Origin of the sequence: Nocardiopsis sp. MT53 (assembly GCF_019598965.1) — a bacterium.
In the GTDB taxonomy this organism is placed as follows: Bacteria; Actinomycetota; Actinomycetes; order Streptosporangiales; family Streptosporangiaceae; genus Nocardiopsis; species Nocardiopsis changdeensis.
This window is the reverse complement of record NZ_CP080599.1, coordinates 2482357-2505917: the sequence shown is the minus strand read 5'-3', so window position 1 is coordinate 2505917 and position 23561 is coordinate 2482357. Positions and strand designations below refer to the sequence as shown.

17 protein-coding genes are annotated in these 23561 nt (G+C 75.5%); 13 read left to right on the top strand and 4 right to left on the bottom strand.

Going from position 1 to position 23561, the window contains the following annotated elements:
- The first annotated feature begins 48 nt into the window (after positions 1-48).
- The 9 genes from K1J57_RS11060 to K1J57_RS11020 all read left to right on the top strand — a co-directional run bounded on the left by K1J57_RS11060 (position 49) and on the right by K1J57_RS11020 (position 14351).
- Positions 49-1035: an ABC transporter ATP-binding protein gene (locus tag K1J57_RS11060; RefSeq protein WP_220564354.1), complete on the top strand. Its 987-nt coding sequence runs from the start codon at positions 49-51 to the stop codon at positions 1033-1035.
- Positions 1032-1910 (top strand): ABC transporter permease, encoded by an 879-nt coding sequence (locus K1J57_RS11055; RefSeq protein ID WP_220564353.1) that lies wholly within the window; start codon positions 1032-1034, stop codon positions 1908-1910. Before K1J57_RS11060 ends, K1J57_RS11055 begins: the two co-directional genes overlap by 4 nt.
- Entirely contained in the window at positions 1907-4597 is a 2691-nt protein-coding gene (locus tag K1J57_RS11050; protein WP_220564352.1) for a lantibiotic dehydratase family protein, read from the top strand. The genes K1J57_RS11055 and K1J57_RS11050 overlap by 4 nt, the downstream gene beginning before the upstream one ends.
- The gene (locus tag K1J57_RS11045) at positions 4594-5730 is read left to right on the top strand and encodes a lantibiotic dehydratase C-terminal domain-containing protein (RefSeq protein WP_220564351.1); all 1137 of its coding nucleotides are present in this window, start codon (positions 4594-4596) and stop codon (positions 5728-5730) included. Before K1J57_RS11050 ends, K1J57_RS11045 begins: the two co-directional genes overlap by 4 nt.
- Positions 5723-7303, top strand: coding sequence for a hypothetical protein (locus K1J57_RS11040; RefSeq protein WP_255646964.1), 1581 nt, complete (start codon positions 5723-5725; stop codon positions 7301-7303). Before K1J57_RS11045 ends, K1J57_RS11040 begins: the two co-directional genes overlap by 8 nt.
- Entirely contained in the window at positions 7294-9081 is a 1788-nt protein-coding gene (locus K1J57_RS11035) for a TOMM precursor leader peptide-binding protein (RefSeq protein WP_220564350.1), read from the top strand. Before K1J57_RS11040 ends, K1J57_RS11035 begins: the two co-directional genes overlap by 10 nt.
- Positions 9078-10529, top strand: coding sequence for a hypothetical protein (locus tag K1J57_RS11030; protein WP_255646963.1), 1452 nt, complete (start codon positions 9078-9080; stop codon positions 10527-10529). Before K1J57_RS11035 ends, K1J57_RS11030 begins: the two co-directional genes overlap by 4 nt.
- 42 nt (positions 10530-10571) lie before the next feature.
- The gene (locus K1J57_RS11025) at positions 10572-12323 is read left to right on the top strand and encodes a thiopeptide-type bacteriocin biosynthesis protein (RefSeq protein ID WP_220564348.1); all 1752 of its coding nucleotides are present in this window, start codon (positions 10572-10574) and stop codon (positions 12321-12323) included.
- Between the two features lie 210 nt (positions 12324-12533).
- Positions 12534-14351, top strand: coding sequence for an acyl-CoA dehydrogenase (locus tag K1J57_RS11020; RefSeq protein ID WP_220564347.1), 1818 nt, complete (start codon positions 12534-12536; stop codon positions 14349-14351).
- Between the two features lie 86 nt (positions 14352-14437).
- Here K1J57_RS11020 and K1J57_RS11015 read toward each other — a convergent pair whose 3' ends face one another.
- Positions 14438-15982 carry a carboxylesterase/lipase family protein gene (locus tag K1J57_RS11015; protein WP_220564346.1) on the bottom strand — a complete coding sequence of 515 codons (1545 nt, stop codon included), beginning with the start codon at positions 15980-15982 and terminating at the stop codon, positions 14438-14440.
- Between the two features lie 135 nt (positions 15983-16117).
- Here K1J57_RS11015 and K1J57_RS11010 point away from each other — a divergent pair, with 135 nt between their 5' ends.
- Both K1J57_RS11010 and K1J57_RS11005 read left to right on the top strand, forming a co-directional pair.
- Positions 16118-16693: a TetR/AcrR family transcriptional regulator gene (locus K1J57_RS11010; RefSeq protein ID WP_220564345.1), complete on the top strand. Its 576-nt coding sequence runs from the start codon at positions 16118-16120 to the stop codon at positions 16691-16693.
- A 60-nt stretch (positions 16694-16753) separates the two neighbouring features.
- Complete coding sequence (locus K1J57_RS11005; protein WP_220564344.1) at positions 16754-17365, top strand: hypothetical protein; 612 nt, start codon at positions 16754-16756, stop codon at positions 17363-17365.
- Here K1J57_RS11005 and K1J57_RS11000 read toward each other — a convergent pair.
- The 3 genes from K1J57_RS11000 to K1J57_RS10990 all read right to left on the bottom strand — a co-directional run bounded on the left by K1J57_RS11000 (position 17362) and on the right by K1J57_RS10990 (position 19908).
- On the bottom strand, positions 17362-17721 hold the full coding sequence (locus tag K1J57_RS11000) for a VOC family protein (protein WP_220564343.1): 360 nt from the start codon (positions 17719-17721) through the stop codon (positions 17362-17364). The genes K1J57_RS11005 and K1J57_RS11000 overlap by 4 nt on opposite strands.
- A gap of 65 nt (positions 17722-17786) precedes the next feature.
- On the bottom strand, positions 17787-18569 hold the full coding sequence (locus K1J57_RS10995; protein WP_255646962.1) for a GNAT family N-acetyltransferase: 783 nt from the start codon (positions 18567-18569) through the stop codon (positions 17787-17789).
- A 64-nt stretch (positions 18570-18633) separates the two neighbouring features.
- Positions 18634-19908, bottom strand: coding sequence for an MFS transporter (locus K1J57_RS10990; RefSeq protein ID WP_220564342.1), 1275 nt, complete (start codon positions 19906-19908; stop codon positions 18634-18636).
- 595 nt (positions 19909-20503) lie between these two features.
- On the opposite strand from K1J57_RS10990, the gene K1J57_RS10985 reads away from it, so the two are divergent.
- Positions 20504-20866, top strand: a complete 363-nt coding sequence (locus K1J57_RS10985; protein ID WP_220564341.1) for a hypothetical protein — start codon at positions 20504-20506, stop codon at positions 20864-20866.
- Positions 20867-21449: 583 nt separating this feature from the next.
- Positions 21450-23507 carry a serine/threonine-protein kinase gene (locus K1J57_RS10980; protein ID WP_220564340.1) on the top strand — a complete coding sequence of 686 codons (2058 nt, stop codon included), beginning with the start codon at positions 21450-21452 and terminating at the stop codon, positions 23505-23507.
- Positions 23508-23561 lie beyond the last annotated feature (54 nt).

The window sequence follows — 23561 nt, the reverse complement described above, 5'->3', positions numbered from 1 at the left end:
GGGGGCCGCCCCCACCCGCGAACCCCACGAGAACACCGAGGGCAGCACGTGCACCCCAGCGACACCGGCGGCTCCGGCGACCCCGCACCCGCCGCCGCAGAAGTCCCCACCGAACACGCCATCGAGGCCGCGGGCATCACCAAGGACTACGGCAAGGGCGAAGTCCTCCACGGCATCGACTACCGGGTGCCCACCGGTACGATCTCCGCCCTGCTCGGCCCCAACGGCGCCGGGAAGACCACCCTCATCGAGATCCTGGAGGGCCACCGCGGCCGCACCTCCGGCCGGCTGTCCGTCCTGGGGCTCGATCCCGGGAACCGCCGCGACTTCGCCCGGCTGCGCACCCGGATGAGCGTGGTCCTCCAGCAGTCCATGCTCGAACCCGGCCTGTCCGTGCGCGACATCCTGCGCCGCCACGCCTCCTACTACCCCGACCCGGTGGGCCTGGACGAGATCCTCGAACAGGTCGACCTCGCCGAGAAGCGCGGCGCCCTGGTCAAGTCCCTCTCCGGCGGCCAGCTCCGCCGCCTCGACCTGGCCCTGGCCCTGACCGGCCGCCCCGAGCTGCTCTTCCTCGACGAGCCCACCACCGGCCTGGACCCGGTGTCGCGCCGCCGCATCCGCGGCCTGGTCGCGGGGCTGCGCGACAGCGGCACCACCGTCATCCTCACTTCGCACGACCTCGCCGAGGTGCAGGAGCTGGCCGACCGGGTGGACGTCATCCGCGACGGCTCCTTCATCGCCTCGGGCACCCCGGACGAGCTGGTCCGGTCCTCCTCCGCGTTCACCGTCGTGGAGTTCGCCGACCCGGGCGTCGGCGCCGACCGCCTTCCCGCCGGGGCGAGCCTGGTCAACGGGCGGGTGCGCATCCACACCGACGACCAGGACTCCGTGGTCCGCGACGTCCAGGCCTGGGCGGAGCGGGAGAGGGCCACCATCAGCGGGCTGACCATCGTGCCGCCCACCCTCGACGACGCCTACCTGGCGATGCTCGACGCGGGCGCGGAGAAGACCACCTCGGGGAAGGCCGAATGAGCACCACCGACACCGCGCCCGCCGCACGCCGCGCGGGCGCCCGCGCCAACGGGCTGCGCACCTTCCTGCTGCACGTCGACGGGGAGCTCAAGGAGTTCTGGCGCTCCCCGATCACGCTGGCGTTCATCGTGCTGATGCCGGTGATGTTCTACCTCGGCTTCGGGTTCGCGTTCCGCTCCGAGGCCGACACGGTCCTGGACCTGGGCGACTACTCCATCACCCAGGCCAACCTGAGCTTCGGCGGCGTCCTGGGCTTCGCCCTGATGTCGGTGGCGTTCGCGAACGTGGCGATCGGGCTGGCCATCCGCCGCCACCACGGGCTGTTCAAGCGCTTCCGGACCACCCCGGTCAAGCCGGTCACGGTGATGGGCGCCTACCTCGCCAACACTCTGCTGACCACGGTCGTCGTGCTCGCGGTGATCGTCGTGATCGGCGTGTTCATGGGCGTGAGCGTCCCGGCGGAGCGCGTCCCGCTGCTGCTGGCGGCGGTCGCGCTCGGGTTCGTGTGCATGGCCCCGCTGGGGGCGGCGGCCTCCCTGCTGCCGCCCAACGCCGACGCCGCGGTGCCGATGATCAACGGCATCTTCTTCCCCACCGCGTTCCTGGCGGGCGGGTTCATCATCCTGCCGCTGGGCGACACCCTGGGCGCGATCGTGGACGTGCTGCCCGGGCGCCCGCTGACGGTGCTGCTGCACGGGGCCCTGTCGGAGGGCGGCCCGCTGTGGGACTGGCCGTCGGTGTGGCTGCTGCTGGGCTGGTCGCTGCTGGGCACCGTGGTGGCGCTGCGCTGGTTCCGGTGGGCGTCGGAGCGGGAGCCGCGCGGGTTCGGCGCGGGCAAGCGCAAGGACGCGGACGCGGGCACGGAGGGCGCGTGAGCACACCCGGTCCCGCCGACCGCTTCGAGCACGTGGAGGGCCCGTACCTGGTCTCCCGCGTGAACCTGTACCCCTACCGCCCGCTGCGTTCGGCCCGCGCCGACCTGGAGCGGGACCTGCTGCGCACCCTCGCCGACGAGGAGGCGCACCGCGAACGCATCCGCGACCACCTGTTGGAGGCCCTCCACCTGCTCGCCCCGACGCTGGAGGAGGAGGCGGACCGGCGGACCGCGCTCGCCGTCAAACGCGACGTCTTCAACCGGCGCCCGCCGCGCGCGCCCCTGGTCGGCGATCCGCTGACCTGGCGGATCGGCGCGCTGGGCGAGTGGACCGACAGCTGGGAGCGGACCCGGGCGGCCACCGCAGCCCTGGACGACGCGCACCCGGCCGCGCTGGCCGAGGAGCGCGCCGAGCTCGCTGCGTGGGCGCGCGACCCGGCCACCGACCGCAGCACCGCGCTGTCCAGCCCGGACCTGCACCGGGCGGTGGCGGCGCGGGCCGCGGCCCCGGCCGACCGGGCCCCGGACAAGCGGATGCGCAAGGCCGAGCCGGCCCTGGTGCGCTACCACTCCCGGTCCACGGTCAAGGTGAGCCCGTACTCGCTGTACACCGGCGTGCACTTCGACGACCTGGAGCACCCGTCCTCGCCGACCCGGGACGGGGAGCCGCTGCGCTCCACCACCGTGGCGGGGCTGCGCCGGCTGCTGGTGCGCCAGGCCGCGCGGGCGCTGGCCGCCGACCCGGAGGCGCGCCCGGAGCTGGAGTGGGTGCTCACCGGCGGGGCGCGCCGCGAGGGCGACCGGCTGCTGGTGCGCCGCCGCCGCTGGGCGCCGCCCTCGCCGGGCGCGCGGGCGGAGGCGTTCGGCGAGGAGGAGGTGCGCCTGCCCCTGGCCGGGGCCTGGGGCGCCCTGCTCTCCTCGCTGGAGCGGCGGGCGGCCCGGCCGGTGGTGCTGCGGGTCCTGGGCGAGGGGCTGGCCGCGGACCTGGGGCGGCCCCCGGAGGCGCTGCGGGACGTGCTCGCCAAACTCATCGACGCCGGGGTGCTGGTGCCCTGGGCGCCCGCCGCCGAGCAGGACCCGGAGTACGACCGGCGCTGGCACGACCTGGTGCGGCGGCTGCCGGGCCGGGCGGCGGCGCGGATGGAGGAGGCGTTCGACGCCACCGAGGAGGTCCTCAAGGGGTTCGCGGAGGCGGACGGCGCAGAGCGCGCCCGGTCGGTGACGCGCCTGTCGCGCCTGTGGTCGGCGGCGGTGACCCCGCCGGGGGCCGACCCGGCTCCGCCGGAGGCCGCCTCCTCGCCCCTGGTCGAGGACTGCCACGTGTCCCGGGGAGCCCCGGTGCCGCGGGCGTGGTCCCGGGAGTGGACGGCCGACCTGCGGCGGATCATGCCGCTGCTGTTCGCCCTGGACGACCAGCGGATGCTGTCGGGCGCGCTGGAGAGCGTGTTCGTGTCCCGCTACGGCGCGGGCGGGCGCTGCGACGACCTGGACGGGTTCGCGGTGCACGCGCGGGCCGCGTTCCCCCTGACCCAGCGGTTGATGGCCGGGGACCTGGACGGCGTCCCCGACCCGGGCGACGGCCTGCGCCGCCTGGTGGCGGCCCGGCGCCGGGCGGTCGACCACCTGGCCGAGCTGGCCCGGTCCACCGGGGAGGAGGTCGCGGTCGATCCGTCGGTGGTCGCCGAGATCGCCGGCCTCCTGCCCGAGCGCGAGTTCACGGCGCGCCGCTCCCTGGCGGTGTTCGGCCAGCCCGACGGCGGCCGGCTCGTCCTCAACCACCTGTACGGCGGGCGGGCCCGGTACTTCAGCCGGTTCCTGTCCGCTCTGCCGGCGCGGGCCCGCGACCGGGTCGCCGAGCACGTGCGGCGATCGGGCCCGCCCGGCACCCCCACCGTCCACATGCGGTCGGCGCTGGGGTTCAACGCGAACCTGGCGCCGCCGCTGGCCGGGGAGGAGCTGGCGCTGCGCGACGAGCCGGTGCTGCTGCCCGGCCCCGCCACCGCCGACCTGGCGCTGGTGCACACCCCGGACGGGCTGCGGCTGGTGCGGCGCGGCGGCGCCGGCGCAGGCGCGGCGGACGCGGCGGACCGGGAGATCGACCCGCTGTACACGGGTTTCCTGGTCCCGCACGCGCTGCCCTACGACGAGATGCTCGTGGCGATGGTCGCGGACTCGCCGTTCTTCTCCTTCGGCGACACGGTGATGGACCTGCACGCCCGCTGGGAGGAGGACGGGTTCGCGGGCGCGGTGCCGCGCGTGCGCGCCGGGTCCGTCACCCTGTTCCGCCGCCGGTGGGCGCTGGAGACCGCGGAGCTGGCGGCCCGCCCCGGCGAGTCCGCCGCGGAGCTGCACCGGCGGGTCAACACGATGCGGATGGCCCGCGGCATCCCCGACCAGGTGTTCGCGCGCCCGCTCCAGGGCTCCCGGCTGGGCCCGCTGGAGCGCGCGATGGCGCCCAAGCCACAGCACATGGACTTCCTGAGCAGGCTGCACACGGCCACGGCCGCCAAGCGGCTCGACCACCTGGGCCCGCTGCTGCTCGTCGAGGAGATGTCCCCGGACCCGGCGGACGCGGGGCTCAGCGGCCCGCGCGGCCGGCACGCCACCGAGGTGTTCCTCGAACTGGCCGTCGTCCCCGCCGCCACCGAGGCGGCCGATCCCCCAGGCGAAGTGAGGCTGGTCCCGTGACCGTCGGACTCCGAGTGACCTACTACGACAGCGACAAGGCGGCCCTGCTGGGCGAGTGCCTGGTCCCGGCCGCGCGGGACGCGGCGGCCCGGCCGGGGATCACCGCGGCGTGGCTGCACCTGCACTGGCGGCTGGGCCCGCACTGCGTGCTGTACCTGGACGGGCGGGACGGTGCGGTGGCCGACGCCGCGGACCTGGCCGAGGCGCGGGCGCGCTCGTTCCTGGAGCGGCGGCCGTCCGCGGCGACGCTGGACCCGGACAGGTACGAGGCGTTCTCCGAACGGCTGGGGCGCCTGGAGCTGGTGGAGCCCCCCTACACGCCGCTGGAGCCGGACAACTCGGTGCTGCGGCTGGACGGCGACCCGGTGGACACGTTCCTGCGCGGGCCGGAGGCGATCGCGCTCAAGGGGCGGGTGCTCACCGACGGGCTGGGGCTGGTCGCCGACCGGGTGGACGGGACGGGCGTGTTCGCGCACGTGTTCGCGGGGATGGGGGCCATCGCGTCGCAGTACCCCGAGTGGGGCCTGCGGTCGGGGTACCAGGCGTTCCTGTCCCATTGGAAGGAGTACTTCCACTGGTCGGACCCGGACGGGACCGCGCAGGCGCGGCTGGCGGAGTCCTACCGGTCCCAGCGCGGGGAGCTGGTGGCGCTGCTGGCCCCGATCCACGAGGGGCGGGCCGCCGACCCGTCGGCACCGGGCTGGCTGGAGTGGACGCGGCGGTGGCTGCCCGAGGCGGTGGAGCTGGCGCGGCGGGACCACATCCTGCCCTACCCCCACCAGGACCGGCTGACCGCGGCGTCGCGGTTCGGCGACGACGTGCGGGTGCGGTGGAGCGGGTCGGACGAGCGGTCCTACAGCGACTTCCACCGGGAGTTCCGCAAGCTGGACTTCACGCGGCTGGGGGACGGGTACGGGTTCGCGGCGTTCCGGTTCCTCATCAACTGCTTCTTCGACCTGCTGCCGCTGATGGGGGTGACCCCGATCCAGCGGTACTCGATCGCGTACCTGTTCACCGAGGCCGCCCAGGAGGTGGTGGGCGAGACCTGGGAGGAGACGGTGCGCCGGGTGGTGGAGCACCAGCAGGGCGACCCGGGGCTGAAGCCGACCCTGCCGTGGAGGGGCGGTGCCTGAGCCGATGCTGCGGTTGAAGAGGGCCGTGCGGGCCCGGTCGCTGGCCGCCGAGGGGGTCGCCGTCAGCATGGGCGCGACCGCGGTGGTGCTGCGCGGCGCCCCGGCGGACGCGGTGTGGCGGGCGCTGGAGCCGGTGCTGCGCTCGGGGTTCACCCGGGAGGCGCTGGTCGGCGGGTTCCCCGAGAAGGGGCGGCCGGTGCTGACCGGCGTCCTCGACCAGCTGGAGGAGCACGGGTTCCTGCGCGAGGCCGAGGAGGAGCATGAGCTGGAGGAGACGGAGCAGGCCGCCTACCCGCACCTGGAGGCGCTGACCTCGCGGCCGTTCGCGGCGCTGCGGGCGCTGGGGGGCACGGCGGTGCGGGTGCGCGCCGAGTCGGTCCCGGTGGAGGCCGCGGTGCGCCGCGCCCTGGGCCGGGCGGGGTTCCGCGACGTGTCCGCCGACACCGGGCCGCCGGAACCGGGGGTGCTGGCCGCCGTCCGGTCCGCCGTGCCGGGGCACCCGGAGGCCCTGCACGTGATCATCGCCGAACGCGGGGTGTGGGCGGCGGGGCCGCGCGACGCCCCGGCCTCCCCGGAGGCGCTCGCCGCGCTGCGCGCCTGGGCCGCGGCGCTGGACGAGCCCGCGGGGGCCGACCCGGGCGCGCCGGGCTCGGAGGCGGCGCGCACGCTGGTGGCGGCGCAGCTGGCGCTGGCCGTGGTGGCGCATGTGGCCCGGGTGACGGAGGGGGCGGCGGGGGCGGCGAGCCCGGAGTTCCTGGTGACCACCGACGAACTGGTCTCCGAGCCCCACCGGCTGCCGCTGCTGCCGCCGCTGGACGCCGGGCGCACCGAGGACTTCCCGGCGGCGCCGGAGCCCGCGCCGCTGACCACCGACCGGCTGGACGCGCTCGCGTCCCTGTGGGACCGGGTGTTCGGCCCGGTGGGCGAGCCCGCGCCGGGCGACCTGCCCCAGCTCCCGGTGGGACTGGCCCGCACCGGACGCCGGGGGGCGAGCGGCTGCGGCACCACCACCGCCCAGGCCCGGCTGGACGCGCTGATCGGCTCGCTGCACGCGGTGGCCTGGGGGTCCGCCCCCGGGGACACTGGCCGCGGCCTGGGGTCGACGCGTGCCGAGGCGGTCGGCGACGCGGTCGGCGACCTGGTGCTGCGCGCGGGGGTGCCGTGGAAGGAGGTCGACCCGCCGGGTCCGATGTCCGCGGCCGCCCGTCGCCTGTGGGCGGCGCTCACGCTGCGAGCGGGTGTGGCCGCGACCGTCCGCTTCCACGAACTGGAGGGCGCCGGGCTGTGGCGGGCCGAGGTCCGCGCCGCCGGGACCTCCGAACCCGCGGTGCTCGCCTCCGGTGCGGCGGCCGACCCGGACGCGGCGCTGCGCGAGGCGCTGCTCCGCGCCGTCGCCGCCGTCCAGGGCGAGGACCTGCCCGGCCTGGCGGCCCACGCCGCCCGCACCCCCGAGGCGGCCGCCTCCCTGGCCGCCTGGGCCGCCCACAGCGGCCGCGTCCAGGTGGCCGCCCCCGGCGGCGCGGCCCCCTGGGCCGCCCACGGCGTGCACTCGGCGGTGGCCGTATGGACGTGACCACCCCAATCCCCTCACCGGCGGGGGCGACACTGGCGGAGCCCCTCACCCTGGCGGCCGGAGACGGGGTGCTGCACCTGGGGATGAGCGGCGGACTGGCCGTCGTCGGGCCGTGGGTCGGCGACGGGACCGGGTGCTCCCGGTGCGCGGGGCTGTGGCGGCGCGACCTGGAGGGCGACTCCTGCCCCGAGGGCGGCGAGCCCGAGCTCCTCCCCCTGTGGGAGGACGCCTGGGCCGCCCTGGTCCGGGCGGCGGCGGCCGACCCCGACGCCCTGCGGCGGGCGCTGTGGGCGCTGGACTGCCGCACCGGCGAGGTCACCCGGCACACCTTCGTCCCCCACCCGCGGTGCGCCCGCTGCTTCCCGGGCGGGGAGGGCCTGGGCGTGCCCGGCGGGCTGGACCTCGACGCCCCGCGCCCGGTCCCCGGGCACGCGCTGCGGGTGCGGCGGATGGACCGCGAGGCGCTGCGCGAGCGGCTGCTGGACTTCCGGTTCGGCCCCGCCGCCCACCTGTACCGGGACGAGGAGTCCCCCCTGTCCCTGGTCACCTGCGAGACCGTCGCCCCCGGCCATACCCGGCGGGAGGGCGGCTACGGCCGCTCCACCCGGTTCACCGACAGCGAGGTCCCCGCCCTGCTGGAGGGCGTCGAGCGCGTCACCGGCGGCCACCGCCACACCGGCGCGCCCCGCGTGTGGGGCTCCTACGCCGCGCTGGCCGGGGACGCCATCGACCCCGCCCGGCTCGGGCTCCACGAACCCGAGTGGTACAGCCATCCCGCCTTCGACCCGGTCCCCTACACCCCCCACACCCCCACCCACTGGGTCTGGGGGTGGTCCACCCGGGAGCGCCGCCCGGTGCTGGTCCCCGAGCACGTGGCGTTCTGGCACGCGGGCACCGCCGACACCCGCTTCCTGTACGAGTCGTCCAACGGCTGCGCCGTCGGCGGCGACCTCGCCGAGGCCGTCCTGTACGGGCTGTTCGAGGTGATCGAGCGCGACGCCTTCCTGCTCGCCTGGTACTCGCGGACCCGGCTGCGCGAGGTCGACACCGCGGACCACCCCGGGCTGGCGCACCTGCTGGACCTGCTCGCCGAGCGTGGCCTGCGGCTGCGCGTCCTGGACGCCACCTCCGACCTGGGTGTGCCCACCGCGCTCGCGACGGTGACCGCCCCCGAGGAGGCGGTGCGCTCCGGGCTGGCGCCCGCGATGAGCCTGGCCACCGGCACCCATGCCGACCCGCACCGGGCGCTGATGGCGGCGGTGGAGGAGACCGCCACCAACGCGCTCATGTACCCCAAGTGGGTGCGCATGCGGGAGTCGGTGAGCGTGGAGCGGTGCCGCCCGATGCTGGACGACTTCACGCTGGTCAGAACCCTGGAGGACCACACCGGTATGCACGGGCTGTGGGAGGCCCGTCCGCACTGGGAGTTCCTGGAGCACCCGTCCGGGACGGTGCCGGCGGAGGAGTTCGCGGCCCGCGGGCCGTCCTCGTTCGCTGGAGCCGACCTGGGCGCGGTGCTGCGCGAGCGCCTGGCGGTGCTGCACGGCCTGGACCTGGACGTGGTCGTCGTGGACCAGAGCAGCGCCCCGTACACGGAGGCCGCCGGGGTGCGGTCGGTCAAGGTGATCGTGCCGGGGGCGCTGCCGATGACGTTCGGCCACACCCACCGCAGGACGCGCGGCCTGGAACGGCTGGCCCGGGCGTCCGACCTGTTCGAGGGAGGTGTCCCGTGGGAGCGACCCGGCGAGATGTACCCGGTCCCGCACCCGTTCCCGTGACGGCCGCGCAGGAGGCGCGGGCGCTGGCGGCGTTCCACGCGCAGTCCCACGACAAGGACGTGGAACCGGTGCGGACCCTGTTCTTCGGCCGGACGCTGGGCGATCCGGCGCTGCGGACGGCGGCCGGTGCGCCGCTGCCGGAGCCGGCGCGGGGAGCGCTGGCCGCGCTGCGCGCGGCGGACGCCGCGGGGCCCGCGATCGGGGGCGGCTGGTCCCCGGGGGCGCGCCTGGCGGCGGCCTGCGCGGAGGCGGTGCGGGTGCGCCGGGTCTCCCCGGCCGACCGCTACCCGGTGCACCGCGCCTACCCGTCGCCGCGCGGGCTGTTCGGCGCCGACGTCTTCCTGCTGCCCGCCGGGGGCGGGGGGTGGTGCCTGCGGATGGACCCGCGCACCTGCGCCCTGCACCCCTGGGCCGGGTCACCGGTGCCCGACGACCTGGAGGCCGCCCTGGCCGGGGCGCGGGTCGCGGTGGCGGTGGACCACCGGCGCTACCCGCCCGAGTACGGGCGGCTGCGGCCGTCGCTGGCGCTGCTGGAGGGCGGCCACCTGGCCGCGACCCTGGGCCTGGCGCTGACCCGCGCCGGGCTGGCCCCCCGCACCCTGTTCGCCCCCGCGGGGGTCCCGGTGCCCGAGGGCTTCGTCCCCTGCGCCCTGCTCACGACCGAGCCCGGTGCGGAGGCCGGAGGAACGACCGGGGCCGCCGACGACGCGGCGGCCGTCCCGGAGGCCCGGCCGGCGGCCGGACCGGCGGGTGCCGCCGGGGCGGTGGAGGTCGGCGCCGGGGCCCTCGCCCGGGTCGCGGCGGTGGCGGCGCGCGCCGCGGCGGGGACGGGCCTGCGGGACTGGCTCGACGCGCGGACCAGCGGGGTGTCCACCGCCAACCTGGTCACCAGCGCGTACGTGTCCCCCGAGGACGGCGCCGGCGTCACCGCCGCCCTGGCGGCGGCGCTGGCCGCCGCGGTCCCGGCCGCTCCCGCGGGCACCCTGCGGCTGGACCGGGTCGTGCTCGCCGGGGACCGGGTCGACGACCGGGTCGCCGCCGAGCTGTACCCCGGCGGCGGCACCGGCCCCGACCGTCCGGTGCCGCGCACCGGGGACACCAACGCCTCCTCCTCGCTGGGGTACACCCTGTCCGCGGACTTCGGGCCGTGGGCGCGGGCGTTCGGCGACCGCGCCCAGACCGCCCTGCACCCCCTGCTCGGCTGGATCACCCAGTGGGGCTGCCTGGCCGCCGCGGGGAGCGGGCTGTGCGCCCGGCCCATGCGCAACTACACGGAGTCCGAATGGGCGGCCGTGCTCGGGCTGGGCCCCGACACGACCCCCGCCTACCAGCTGTGGGTGCGCGCCGAGCGCGGCGCCTACCTGGACCTGCCCGTGGACGCCGTCCTCCCCGACCCGTCACCCCCCACCACCCTCAACGGAAGCGCTACGCGCGCCCTCCTGCTCTGACCCGGCCCCCTCCCCCGTTCGCCGCGAGCCCGAAGGACCCCGATGAGCCGCACCTGGTCCGCCGTGTACGTCCACCTCCACCGCAGCCGCGAGGACATCGACGCGTTCCTGCTCGAACACCTGGCCCCGGCCGCCGACGCCCTGGTCTCGGACGGGGGCGCCAAGGCGTGGTTCTTCATCCGCTACTGGGCGGGCGGCCCGCACCTGCGGGTGCGGTTCCTGGACGGCGACCCCGACGCGGTGCGCGGGTTCGCCGCCCGGATGCGCACGGCGGCCGCCCGCACCTCCGCCGCGGCCCTGGAACTGGCCCCGGACACCTACTACCGGGGGCTGCCGCAGGCCGACCACTCCGACTGGCACGCCGACGGCGAGGTCGCCGACGCGGTCTACGAGCCGGAGACCGAGCGCTACGGCGGCCCGGACGCGCTGGAGGTGTGCGAGGACTTCTTCTGCGCGAGCACCGCCGTCGCCCTGGCGGTGCTGCGGGCCGCGCCCCGGGCCGGGCAGCGGCAGGCGGTCGCCGCCGACATGGTGTCGCTGGCGTTCGGGGTGCTGGGGCTGGGCGACGTGGAGGCGGTGCGCCAGGCCCGCGGCTACCACGCCGCCTGGGACTTCTCGGCGGAGGTGGCGCGGGGCGGCGACACCCCCCGGCTGGAGGCGGAGCGGCTGTTCCACTCCGCCCCGGCCAAGTGGCTGCAACGGCGTTCGGTGCTGGAGCGGCTGGTGTCGCAGGAGGGCGGCAGCACCCACCACCTGTGGACGCGGGCGCTCGGGGAGACCGTGGACCGGCTGCGGGCGCTGCACGCCGGGCGGCCGCTGGCCAACGACCTCACCCGGATCGTGTGGTCGCTGCTGCACATGCACCACAACCGGCTGGGGCTGGACATCGACGACGAGCGGCGGATCGTCTGGCTGGTGTCGCTGGCGTACCCGCGCTGGGAGGCGGCCCCGGACTACTTCGCGGACGGGGCGGCCGCCCCGGACCGGGTCTACGCGGAGGCCTCCAAGTACCGGGCCGAGGCCATCGCCACGGCGCAGCTGCCCCGGCCGGTCCCGCCCCCGGCCGATCCGGCGGAGGCCCGCCCGTCGCCCGCCACCCCCGACGGACGGCCCGCGGCCGACGACCCCTTCCCCTGGGCGCCCGTCACGGAGCTGCCTCCCCCGCCGCCGCTCACCGCCCCGCTGGGCGAGGTGCTGGCCCGCAGGTCCAGCGCGCACGGCGGCTACGGGCCCGGGCCGACGCTGGCGGAGCTGTCGTCGCTGCTGGGACACGCCGCCGGGATCAGCGCCGAACGCGCCGGGGAGCCGGGGCGGCACCGGCCGCCGCGCAACCACCCCAGCCCGGGCGGGGCGTACGCGACCGAGGTGTGGGCGGTGGTGCGGGACGTGGCGGGCCTGGAGCCGGGCACCTACCGCTACCGGCCGCAGGGGCACGCGCTGGTGCGGGCGGACGGGCCGGTGCCGGTGGAGCGGCTGACGGCGCTGTCCCCCTTCCTGCGCCCGTCGGCGGACGGGATGCCCGGCATGGTGACGGCGAGCGCGGGCGCGTTCGTGTTCCTGGTCGGCGACGTCGGCCGGCTGCGGGCGGGGTACGGGCAGCGGGCGCTGCGGCTGCTGTTCCAGGAGGCGGGGCACATCGCGCAGAACGTGACGCTGTGCGCGACCGCCCTGGGGCTGCGCAGCCTGGTGATCTCGGGGTTCGCCGACGACGCGGCGCACACGCTGCTGCACCTGGACGGGATCGACCGGGTGGTGCTGACCCTGGTCCCGGTGGGCGGAGGGGGCGCCGTCTGAGGGCCGCACGCCGGCGGGGGCGCCCGACCGCTCCCCGGCCGTCCGGCCCGCCCCGTTCCACCAGGCGTTTCGCCACATCTCCCTGTCCGACGGGACACAGCCTCCTCTCCCTACTGGCGCAGAGCGCTACTCGGTAGTAACATTGACTTGTTACTAGTCGGTAGATCCGCGTGTACAGACACCGCGGCCAGGGACACAGCGGAGCTGTCCATGACGCATTACAAGAGCAACCTGCGCGACATCCAGTTCAACCTCTTCGAGCTGTTCAACCGCCAGGACATCCTGGGCCAGGGCCCGTTCGAGGAGCTGGACGAGGAGACCGCGCGGACGATCCTGGACGAGGTCAACCGCCTCGCGACCGGCGTCGTCGCCGAGTCGTTCGAGGACGCGGACCGCAACCCCCCGGTCTTCGACCCCAAGACCAACACCGTCCGGATCCCCGAGAGCCTGAAGAAGTCGTACCAGGCCTACATGGACGCCGGCTGGTACAACCTCGACCTCCCGCAGGAGCTCGACGGCCTCGGCGCGCCCCGTTCCCTCGTGTGGGCCGCGGCCGAGCTGATCCTGGGCGCCAACCCGTCCATCCACATGTACTCCGCTGGTCCGGGCTTCGCGAGCATCCTCTACTCCGAGGGCAACGAGAAGCAGAAGGAGTTCGCGAGGCTCGCCATCGAGCGTGGCTGGGGCGCCACCATGGTGCTGACCGAGCCCGACGCGGGCTCCGACGTCGGCGCCGGCCGCACCAAGGCCACCGACCAGGGCGACGGCACCTGGCACATCGAGGGCGTGAAGCGCTTCATCACCTCGGCCGAGCAGGACATGACCGAGAACATCTTCCACCTGGTACTGGCGCGCCCCGAGGGCGCGGGCCCCGGCACCAAGGGCCTCTCGCTCTTCCTCGTCCCCAAGTACCTGGTCAACGAGGACGGCTCCCTCGGTGAGCGCAACGGCGCCTACGTGACCAACGTCGAGCACAAGATGGGCCTGAAGGCCTCCACCACCTGCGAGCTGACCTTCGGCGACAAGCACCCCGCCATCGGCTACCTCGTCGGCGACAAGCACGACGGCATCCGCCAGATGTTCCTCATCATCGAGTACGCGCGCATGATGGTCGGGACGAAGGCGATCGCCACCCTGTCCACCGGCTACCTCAACGCCCTGGAGTACGCCAAGGAGCGCGTGCAGGGCAACGACCTCGCCGGCGCCAAGGACTCCCCGAAGGTCACCATCACCCACCACCCGGACGTGCGCCGCAGCCTCATGACGCAGAAGTCCTACGTGGAGGCCATGCGCGCCCTGGTCACGCTGACGGCCACGCAGCAGGACGCCATCCAGATCGCCAAGGCCAAGGGCGAGGACCACTCCGCGCTGGAGGCCATGAACGACCTCCTGCTCCCGATCGTCAAGGGTGTCGGCTCCGAGCGCTCCTACGCGCTGCTGGCCGAGTCGCTGCAGACCCTGGGCGGCTCCGGCTTCCTGCAGGAGTACCCGATCGAGCAGTACATCCGCGACGCCAAGATCGACACCCTCTACGAGGGCACCACCGCCATCCAGGCCCAGGACTTCTTCTTCCGCAAGATCCTGAAGAACGGCGGCCAGGCGCTGGGCACCCTCGCGGGCGAGATCAAGGCCTTCGCCAACAGCGAGGCGGGCAACGGGCAGCTCAAGGAGGAGCGCAAGCTGCTCCTCGAGGCGACCGAGAACGTCGAGAAGATCGTCGAGGTCATGGTCGGCCACGCGATGGGCTCCGCCGAGAACCCGCGCGAGCTGTACAAGGTGGGCCTCAACTCGGTCCGCCTGCTCATGGCCTTCGGCGACGTGGTCCTGGGCTGGCTGCTGCTGCGCCAGGCCGAGGTCGCGCTGAACAGGATCGACGGCGCCCAGGGCGACGACAAGGACTTCTACACCGGCAAGATCGCCGCCGCGCGCTTCTTCGCCGACCAGTTCCTGCCGCGCATCGCCGCCGAGCGCCGTATCGCGGAGAACGTCACCAACGACCTCATGGAGGTCCCCGAGTCCGCCTTCTAGGCCCGGACCCGGAACCGAAACCGCCACCGCGAAGGGGGCGGGGCCGCACGGCCCCGCCCCCTTCCGCGTTCCGGTCCCGGCGGCCCTCAGCCCCCGAGGCGGCTCCAGAAGCCGTAGCCGTGCTCCCGGGCGAAGTCGGCGCGCCCCCACTCCCCCGAGTCGAGGGACTGCACGTACCAGCCGGCCGGGCCGCGGTCGTCGCGCAGCCGGTCCCACTCCGCCTCACCGCCGCCGGAGGGGTCGCCCGTGGCGGCGAAGCGCGTCCAGGCCCCGATCAGGCGGTCGCCGAACGCGGCCTGCGCGGGGGTGAGCCCCTGGAACAGCTCCAGGTCGAAGATGTAGGGCAGCTCGGCCATGTGCTGGGAGTCGGCCGGGAAGCTCGGCTCGTCGTAGCCCGCGAACCACGGGGTCCCCCGCTCGGCGAACTCGTACATCCGCACGTCGGTCCGGCGCGAGAGCGCCCGGGCGGTGTCCAGGGTCGGCACCGACCAGACGGAGTCGGTCCGCACCCGTGCCAGGCTCGGTCCCGCGGCGTCGCCCCGCGGGTAGCGCCGGAGGACGGCGTCGGCGTCGTCGCCGTAGGCCTCCCTCACCGCGGGCTCGTACTCCCCGTCCGCCATGGGGGCACCGGACGCCAGCTCCGTGCCGAGCACCATGCCGTTCTCCTCGTCGTGGTTGACCCCGATCAGGACGGGGACCCGATGGAACCGCCCCGCCTCCAGCGCCTCGTCGACCGGGAGCGGCAGCGCGGGCGTCCCGCTGACCGGGCGCGGTTCCCGCCACGGGCCGTAAGCCTCCACCAGTTCCCCGATCGGCACCTCCCGCAGGCACGCCGCCACGTCCCCGGCGTCCGCGCACCCGACCGCGTCGATCACTTCGGCGCCCTCCGCCTCGGCCGTCCCGCGGTCCCGGGAGGCGGCACCCGGCGCGGAGCAGGGCGCACTCTGGACGATCGCCCGCTGGAAGAGCCCCTCGGACTCCGGGGACACGAGGTGCCCGCAGATGCCGAGGCCGCCGCCGGACTGGCCCATGACCGTCACGTTGCCCGGGTCGCCGCCGAAGGCCGCGATGTTCTCCCGCACCCAGCGCAGGGCGGCCCGCTGGTCGTCCAGCGCGAGGGCGCCCGACTCGGGCAGGTCGGGGTGGGTGAGGAAGGAGGTGACGCCCAGGCGGTAGTTCATCGACACCACCACGGCGCCGCCGGCCGCGAGCCGGTCGGGGCCGTACAGGTCGCCCATGCCGAACATCATGCTGCCGCCGTGGATCCAGACGATCACCGGCAGGCCGTCCTCCGCACCGGCCGGAGTGGTGACATTGAGGTCGAGGCAGTCCTCCTCGGTGCTGTACTCGCCGATCGGGTACCCGGCGGGCTGCGCGCACGGCTCCCCGGGCTCGGTGGCGTCCCGCACACCGTCCCAGCCCGCGGCGGGGCGGGGGGCCTCGAACCGGTCGGCCTCGGCGTAGGGGATCCCCTGGAAGGACCGCACCGCCCCGTCGGCCTCCCCCCGCACCGCGCCCTGGGCCGTGACCACGACCGCGGGGTCCACTGCGTCCGACACCGCGGCCGCCGGGGCGCAGGCGGTCGCCGCCAGCAGCGTGATCCCCAGACCCGCGGACCAGAACTTCTTCACGGTTTCCTCCTCGTCGACCGGCTGATGGAGGGACCGTAACAAGAATTTGCACGATCGCGCAACACGATCGTGCAAAACAAGTGCGCAAAACGATCGCGTGACTCGATCGAGCAAGAACTTGGTAGGGTCACCGCCATGGGTAACCGCGAAGATCTGCTCGCCGGGGCCAAGAGGTGCCTGCGCGAGAAGGGGTACGACCGCACGAGCGTGCGCGACATCGCCGCCGCGGCCGGGGTGAGCACGGCCGCGATCGGCTACCACTACGGGTCCCGGGAGACCCTGCTCGGCCAGGCGCTGTTCGCGCTCCTCGACGAGTGGGGCGACGAGCTCGGCCGCGCCCTCTCGCCCGGGGGCGGGGACGACGCGCAGGGGTTCGAGCGGATGTGGGAGCGGCTCGTCGGGCAGTTCGCCGAGCACCCGGACCTGTGGACCGCCAGTGTGGAGCTGTTCCTCCAGGCGCGGCGCCAGCCCGCGCTCCGCGCGCAGCTGACGGAGGGCGTGGGCCAGGGGTGGCGCGGTATGGCGGCGATACTGCTGAGCACACCGGAGGAGGAGGTCACGGACCGCAGCGCCCGCACGCTCGGCATGGCCCAGACCGCGCTCATGACGGGGGTGATGATCCAGAGCCTCAGCGATCCGGAGAACGCCCCGACCGCGGCCGAGGTCCTGGAGGGCCTGCGCGGGCTGGCGAGGATCGCCGGACCCTCCTGAGCCCCGGGGCCGCACGGCCCCGCCCCCTTCCGCGTCGTCGGGACCCGCTAGAGTCCCGGCATGCACCGACCGAGCCTGCCCGAGGACCTGCTGCCGGCCGACCGCCTGTGGGCGCGCGCCGTGCTGCTGCACCTGTTCGACGCGGACATCACCTTCGACGGGGACGAGGTGTTGTGCCCCGACGGGGGCGGGGGCTCCTGGTGGTGGTCCCTGGGCCGCCGGCCGGACGGGCGCGCGTTCTTCTGGGGCCAGGACGCCGACGGCAGCCACGGGCACCTGCGGGACGACCCGGTGGACTTCCTCGCCGGGGGCCCGGAGTGGCTGCCGTGGGACGAGCTGAGGCACGAGGCGGCCGGGATGACCATCGGCTACCTGTACTGGTGGCAGGACGGCGCCTGGGCGCGGGCGCCCTACCCGGACGACCTCGAGGACGACGGGCTGGCCATGTCGGTGCCCTGGGCGGGCGGCGGCCCCGAGGGGGTGCTCGCGCAGACGCCGGTCGAGGGCCGGGAGTCCGAGGAGGCCGTCCTGGCCTTCCTCGACCGCCTGGAGCGGGGGACCGCGGACGAGGCGGCCGTGCGGGCGCTGGCCGGGGCCCTGCGGGGCGGGGACGACCCCGCCCTGGACCCCGACCGCGCCCTGGCGTCGCTACGCGCCGCCGGCCTGGTCTAGGACTCGGCCCAGACGCCGAGTTCGTTGCCCGCGGGGTCGGCGAAGTGGAAGCGCCGCCCGCCGGGGAAGGCGTAGGGGCCCGCCAGGATGCGGCCTCCCGCGCGCTCGACCGCCGCGGCCGTGGCGTCCAGGTCGTCGGAGAACAGCAGCACCAGGGGGCCGCCGCCGCGGTGTCCGCTCCCCTGCGGGTTGAGCCCGCCGACCTCCCGGTCGCCGGGCCCCCGGATGCCCGCGTAGTTCGGGCCGTAGTCGTTGAACCCCCACCCGAACGCCTCGGCGTAGAAGCGCTTGGAGGCCTCCAGGTCGTCGGCCGGGAGCTCGATGTAGTCGATGCGGTGGTGCTGTGGTGACGTCATGCGCCCATCCTCCGCCATCCCGCCGACCTTCCCGCGGCCCCGCCACGCCTCGGCGCCGTGCCCTCCTACCGGCCGTCGGCGGCCGGGGGCGTCCAGACGTAGGGGGTCGTGGTGGTGACGGCGGTGAAGCCCAGGCGGCGCAGGATGGGGGCGCTGTCGGGGGAGGCGTCGACCTGGAGGTAGCGGACGCCCATGGCGACCGCCAGGCGGGCGCGCTCGGCGACGGTCGCCCGGTAGATCCCCCGGCCGCGCCACTCCGGGAGCGTGGAGCCGCCCCACAGGCCCGCGTGCCCCTCCTCCGGGCGGGCCTCCAGGCGCGCGGCGCACACGACCTCCTCCCCGGCCTCCGCCACCAGGACGACGGTGCCCCGGGGGTTCGCGGCGAGCTGCGCGGCGAGGTCGTCCGCCACCCAGGACCGGTCGTCCCCCCACACGCGGCCCTGGAAGGCGGCGATGCGCTCCAGGTCGGCCCGCTCCTCCACCCGGCGCAGCACGACCCCCTCGGGCGGCACGGGCTCGGCGGCGACATCCTCCGCCGGGGCGATCATGACCGTCTCCTCTTCCTCCGGCTCGAACCCCGCGGCGCGCAGCCGGCCGGTCAGGTCGGCGGGCAGGTCGTGGCCGTGGGTCTTCCACTCCACCGCCTGCCCGAGCCCGGCGAAGCGGTCCCGCTGGCGGGCGATGAGCCGGTCCAGGTCGGCCCCGTCCACCCGGAGGTCGGCGGGAGCGGCCACGAACCCCCGGTGGCCGCCGAGGAGCCGCACCAGCGGCCCGTCGTGTTCGGCGGTGACACCGGCGGGCAGGGGGTCGGGCAGGGCGCGCACGTGCGCGTCGTAGAAGGCGAGCATGACGGACATCCTCTCCGCCCCCGGCGTCCCGCGCACGCGCTTTCCCCGCGCGCCCCGGCCGCCCTCAGCGGCGGCGCAGGACGAGGGCGGCGAGCACGCCGCCCGACAGCAGCGTCGTCGCGCAGATCGGCAGGAACGCCAGGCGGAACGCGTCCGGCCCCGGCGGCAGCGCCTGGAGGATCGCCCCGGCCGCCACGGTGCACGCCACCGCCGTGGTGAACCCGCTCATGTTGACCAGCCCGGAGGCGACCCCGGTGCGCCCGGCGGGGATCCCGTCGCGCGCGTAGTCGAAGGAGATGGTGGGCGCCAGCGTCTGCCCGACCGCGCACACCGCCATGACCGCCAGGCCGACCCCCGTGGGCACCCCGCCGGGCCAGGCGACCAGCAGCACGAGGCCCAGGCCGATGACGGAGACCAGGGTGAGGGCCAGCCCTCCGCGCAGCGCCGGCCTGCGGCCGACCAGCACGCCCACCAGCGGGGCCGTCCACAGCGCCCCGGCGGCCAGCGCGGTGAGGGTGAGGGCGGCGGTGCCCTCGGCCAGTCCCAGCCCGGTGACGAGGAAGGGGTAGCCCCACAGCACCATCATCATCGTGAAGGGCGCCATGATCGCCGCGTGGTGCGCCATGCCGATGCGCGGCCCGCGCGCGGACAGCGCCTCCTTGAGCGCCGCCCACACGGGGATGGGGTCGATGACGGTGGAGTGCCCGGCCGCGCCCTCCGGGCGGTCGCGCACGACCGCCAGGACGAGCAGCGCGACCAGCAGGGTGAGCCCGGTGGTGGTGAGGAACGCCGCGACCCAGCCGACCCCGCCCAGCGCCCAGGCCAGGGGCGCGGCACTGGCGACCTGGCCGGTGCCGCCGACCACGCCCGTCAGCCCGCTGACGAGGGCGTAGCGGGAGCGCGGGAACCACAGCGCGGCCAGGCGGATGACGTTGAGGAAGACCAGGGCGTCGCCCAGCCCGATGAGGAAGCGCCCGGCGATCGCGGCCTCGATACCCGGGGCCAGCGCGAACAGGCAGGAGCCGATCGCCATCGCGACCATGCCGATGACGAGGGTGAAGCGGGGGCCGAGGCGGTCCGCGAGCAGACCCGTGGGCACCTGGAGCAGGACGTAGACGAGGAGCTGGAGCATCGGCAGCAGCGAGAGCACCGCGGGCCCGACGTCGAAGCGCGCCTGCGCCTCCAGGGCGGCCACGCCCAGGCCGTTGCGGTGGACCATCGCCAGGAAGTAACCGATCACGGCGACGCCCCACACCACCCAGGCGCGGGCACCGCCCGAGGGCTCTGCGGGAACGGTCGTCTCCTTCGTCCTGTCACCGGATGTCTGAGTCTGGGTCACGGGCACTTCTCTCGTAGAGGTCTGACCATTCCAGTCTCCTCCAGTGCGGCGGCCCGTCCCCACACCGGGGGTGCGGACGGTCCCGGAACGCCGCGCCGTCGGCGGTCGGCCGCCATCCCGGCGAAAGGCGCCACATCCCCCGGACGGGGCAAAGGCGGCCGGTCCAAGGGTCAAGGACATGCAAGCCGGGCAAAGTGACACAGAGCGATGGTCGGCGCACCAGGAGTCCCGGAACCGGGTGACTCTCCCGACAGGCGACCCGGGATTACCGATGAGTAATCGTCATCCCGCGCCTCGATGACTTGTTCGAAAAACATGGCCTGACCTGCATGTCTCATACGACACGTGGTCGAGACCCTTTCGTTAAATGTGACATTGGTCACTCTCAGAACTCTCGACTGCCGGGGGTGAGGTGCTGCTAGCATCCGGAACGCAAAGAATAACTACGAGGTAACGACAACCTCTGAACCTCACCAACTTTGTGGAGGGAAGCCGTCAACGCCCCAGGACGGGACGGCGGACCTCGAACCGCGGCGACGTGGCCGCAACCGCCACACAGGCCATGACCGCGGCAACCGAGACACTGGAGACGACCTTGAGTCACTGGCGACTGAACAACCCCCGGGCCTCCCGGGTGAAGTCGGCACTTGCCAGACGGGTCAAGCACAAGCCCCGCCACGCCTTCTGCGCACAGCGCGCGATCACGGCCCTGCTGGGCGAACTCTCCGCCTCCACCTCCCGCCAGTTCTACTGGTCCGGGACCTCGGACATGGCCGTCATGTCGGTGAAGCACGACGTCAACGTGTGGTGCCGCGACGGCCGTTTCTTCTGGAACGACCTCTTCCAGGGCGGCACCATGTCGCACCCGGCCAGCGACCCGGTCGGCGCCGCCGAGAAGCTCAACCCGGTCGCCCTCCCCCCGGAGCCGTCGTACCGCTCCCAGCCGGTCGCCGCCTGACCGCCGCCCCTCCCCCGCGCCCGGGCCCGCGCCCGGCGGACACGGGGTGAGCCACGGCAGGGCGCACCGCGCCCCCTAGGACTTCCACGGCCGACCCACCGCACGGTGGGTCGGCCGTCGTGCTGTTCCCCCGGCGCCCGCCACACGGCCGCCCGCGGCCCCGCCCGTCCGCCCTTTGGGGCTCGGCCTCCCCGGCGGTGTGCCCACCGACGTCCCGGCGCGGCACACCCCGGGCCACCCCGAGTGCCCACAAGGCCCCGGGCCCACCCGGCCTCCCCGGCGGCGGGCACACCGCCGACCCGGCACGGCACCCCGAACCGCCCCGGAGGCCCACCGGCCCGGGCCCGCCTCGCCGCGATACCGGGGCGGTCCACTCATTCAAGGACTTTCTTCTCTTCCGCCCCAGAGCCCCCAGGAGATCGGCGACGATCAGCCGCATAGGCGGACGAGGCGCGGGAAACAGCATCAAGGGCGACCTTGGTCCCGAATCGTGCCCTAACGAGGCCGACAACGGACTAAGGTGTCCCCTACCCCTCTCGCCCCGACCGCGTCCTCACCCACCCCTGGACCCCCCAGAGGACCCATGCGCCCCCTCACCCCCGACGAGCCCGACCGCCTCGGTGGTTTCCGCCTGATCGCCCATCTCGGTTCCGGCGATCTGGGCGCCGTGTACCTGGGCGTCTCCCCCGACGGCCGCCCCGCCGCGGTGCGCGCCGTGCGCCGGGACTTCGCCGCCGACCCCGGGTTCCGCACCGGTTTCGCCCGCGACGCCGCCGAGGCCTCCCTCGTGCGCGGCCGCTTCACCCCTCCCCTGCTGGGCCACGACCTGTCCGCGGAACACCCCTGGGTGGCCACCGGCTTCGTCGCCGGCCCCTGCCTGCGCGACCTCGTCCGCGGCGGCGGCCCCCTGCCCGAGTCCTCCCTGCTCCTCCTGGCCCGGGGCCTGGCCGAGGCCCTGGAACGGCTGCACGGCCAGGGGTGCGTCCACCGCGACCTGTCCCCGGCACACGTGCTCGTGGACGCCGCCGGGCCGCGGCTGATCGGCCTGGGCATCGGCCGCGCCCTGGCGGACTCCGCCGCGCTCCGGGACTCCCGCCCGCCCGCCTACACCGCGCCCGAATACCTGGCCGGGCGCACCGTGCTGCCGGCCGGGGACCTGTTCTCGCTGGGCTCGGTCCTGTTGTTCGCCGCCACCGGCCGCGCCCCCTTCGACGCGGGGCCCGTGTCCGGGGCCGACGACCCGGCCGCGGTGGTCCGCCGGGTGCTGCGCGAGCCCCCGGACCTGTCCGGCCTCCCGGACGCGCTGCGCGACCTGGTCGGAGCCTGCCTGGACAAGCTCCCGGAGAACCGGCCGACGGCGGCGCGGCTGCTGGACGAGCTGGGCGGTCCGCTGCCCGAGGAGCCCCCGGAACCCGACTGGCTGCCGCCCCGGAGCCGCGCGGCGGTCACCCGGGCGGAGGAGTCCTACCGCTCCGTGGCCGCCCCCGTCCTGGGACCGCTGCCCCGGCCCGGGTTCGACCCCTTCCCCGTGAGCGCCGCCCCCGGGCCCCGGCGGCGCGGGCGCGTCCTGCTGCGGCTGTGCGCGGTGCTCGCGGTCCTGCTGCTGATCGGGGTGGCGGGCGTGTACACGCTCTCCGGCCCGCGGGGCGGCTCCGGGCCCGCCGCCTCGGCCTGCCCCCTGCGCAACGGCGTCGCGGAGAGCCTGCCCCCGCCCGAGGACCCGCAGGTGGACTTCTCCGCCGACACCCTGGTGGAGCTGTCGTTCTCCCCGGACGGCGCGACCCTGGCCGTGGCCACCAACGACGGGGTCACCCTCTGGGACTGGCGCTCCTCCCTGGCCGTGGCGCACCTGCCCAACGACCGCGCGCTGCTGCCGCCCGCCCCGGCGGCCTTCAGCCCGGACGGCTGCCTGGTGGCCCAGGCCTCCCGGCAGGGCGCCCTGGTCACCGACCTGGCCACCGGGCGGAGCCGGACGGTGGCCGCGGAGCGGCAGGTGCTGGCGACGGCGTTCAGCCCCGACGGCGGGGAGCTGGCCCTGGCCACGGACGGCGGCCCCGGGCACGGCTACCTGCACCTGTACGACACCGTGTCCTGGGAGGAGACCGGCTCGCTCTCCGGATCGGGCGCCCTGGCCGACGTGCGGTACACACGCGACGGGCGGACCGTCGCGGCCGGGGAGTCCGGCGGCGGGGTCGTCGCCTGGCGCACCTCCGGGGAGCACCGGATCGGCGTCGTGCGGGACCGCAGCGGTGCGGGGGCGGGCGCGTTCGACGTGGTCCCCGGGGACGGGGGTGTGCTGGTGCCCCGCGGCGACCGGGTGCTGCTGGTGGACCCGAGCACGGACCGGGAGGTGCGCGAGTTCGTCCCGGACCAGGGCCACGGCGTCCCCGTCGACGTGGTCTACAGCGCCTCCTCGGACCTGGTCCTGGCCGCCCTGCTGGGCCCGGGGACCGACGAGGCGGGCATGGCGGTGTGGGACTTCGCGAGCGGCGCGCCGGAGGACACCCAGTGGACGCCGCCCGCGCTGTTCCCCGTCGCGATCTCGCCGGACGGGTCGCGGGTGGCGGGCGTGCGCCAGGAGACCGGCGATATCGCCGTGTACGACATGGAAATGACGCTCATGGGCCTGCTGGCCGGGTGATCACCCGGGGTCCCGGTTCGGGCACTCCTCGAACGGTTCATCACGGGACCGCTA

What these genes read in the sequence shown, in the direction of transcription:
- K1J57_RS11055 (WP_220564353.1), top strand. Translation starts at nt 1,032, where the DNA reads ATGAGCACCACCGACACCGCGCCCGCCGCACGCCGCGCGGGCGCCCGC.
- K1J57_RS11035 (WP_220564350.1), top strand. Translation starts at nt 7,294, where the DNA reads ATGGACGTGACCACCCCAATCCCCTCACCGGCGGGGGCGACACTGGCG.
- K1J57_RS11025 (WP_220564348.1), top strand. Translation starts at nt 10,572, where the DNA reads ATGAGCCGCACCTGGTCCGCCGTGTACGTCCACCTCCACCGCAGCCGC.
- K1J57_RS11020 (WP_220564347.1), top strand. Translation starts at nt 12,534, where the DNA reads ATGACGCATTACAAGAGCAACCTGCGCGACATCCAGTTCAACCTCTTC.
- K1J57_RS11010 (WP_220564345.1), top strand. Translation starts at nt 16,118, where the DNA reads ATGGGTAACCGCGAAGATCTGCTCGCCGGGGCCAAGAGGTGCCTGCGC.
- K1J57_RS11005 (WP_220564344.1), top strand. Translation starts at nt 16,754, where the DNA reads ATGCACCGACCGAGCCTGCCCGAGGACCTGCTGCCGGCCGACCGCCTG.
- K1J57_RS11000 (WP_220564343.1), bottom strand. Translation starts at nt 17,721, where the DNA reads ATGACGTCACCACAGCACCACCGCATCGACTACATCGAGCTCCCGGCC.
- K1J57_RS10995 (WP_255646962.1), bottom strand. Translation starts at nt 18,569, where the DNA reads ATGCTCGCCTTCTACGACGCGCACGTGCGCGCCCTGCCCGACCCCCTG.
- K1J57_RS10980 (WP_220564340.1), top strand. Translation starts at nt 21,450, where the DNA reads ATGCGCCCCCTCACCCCCGACGAGCCCGACCGCCTCGGTGGTTTCCGC.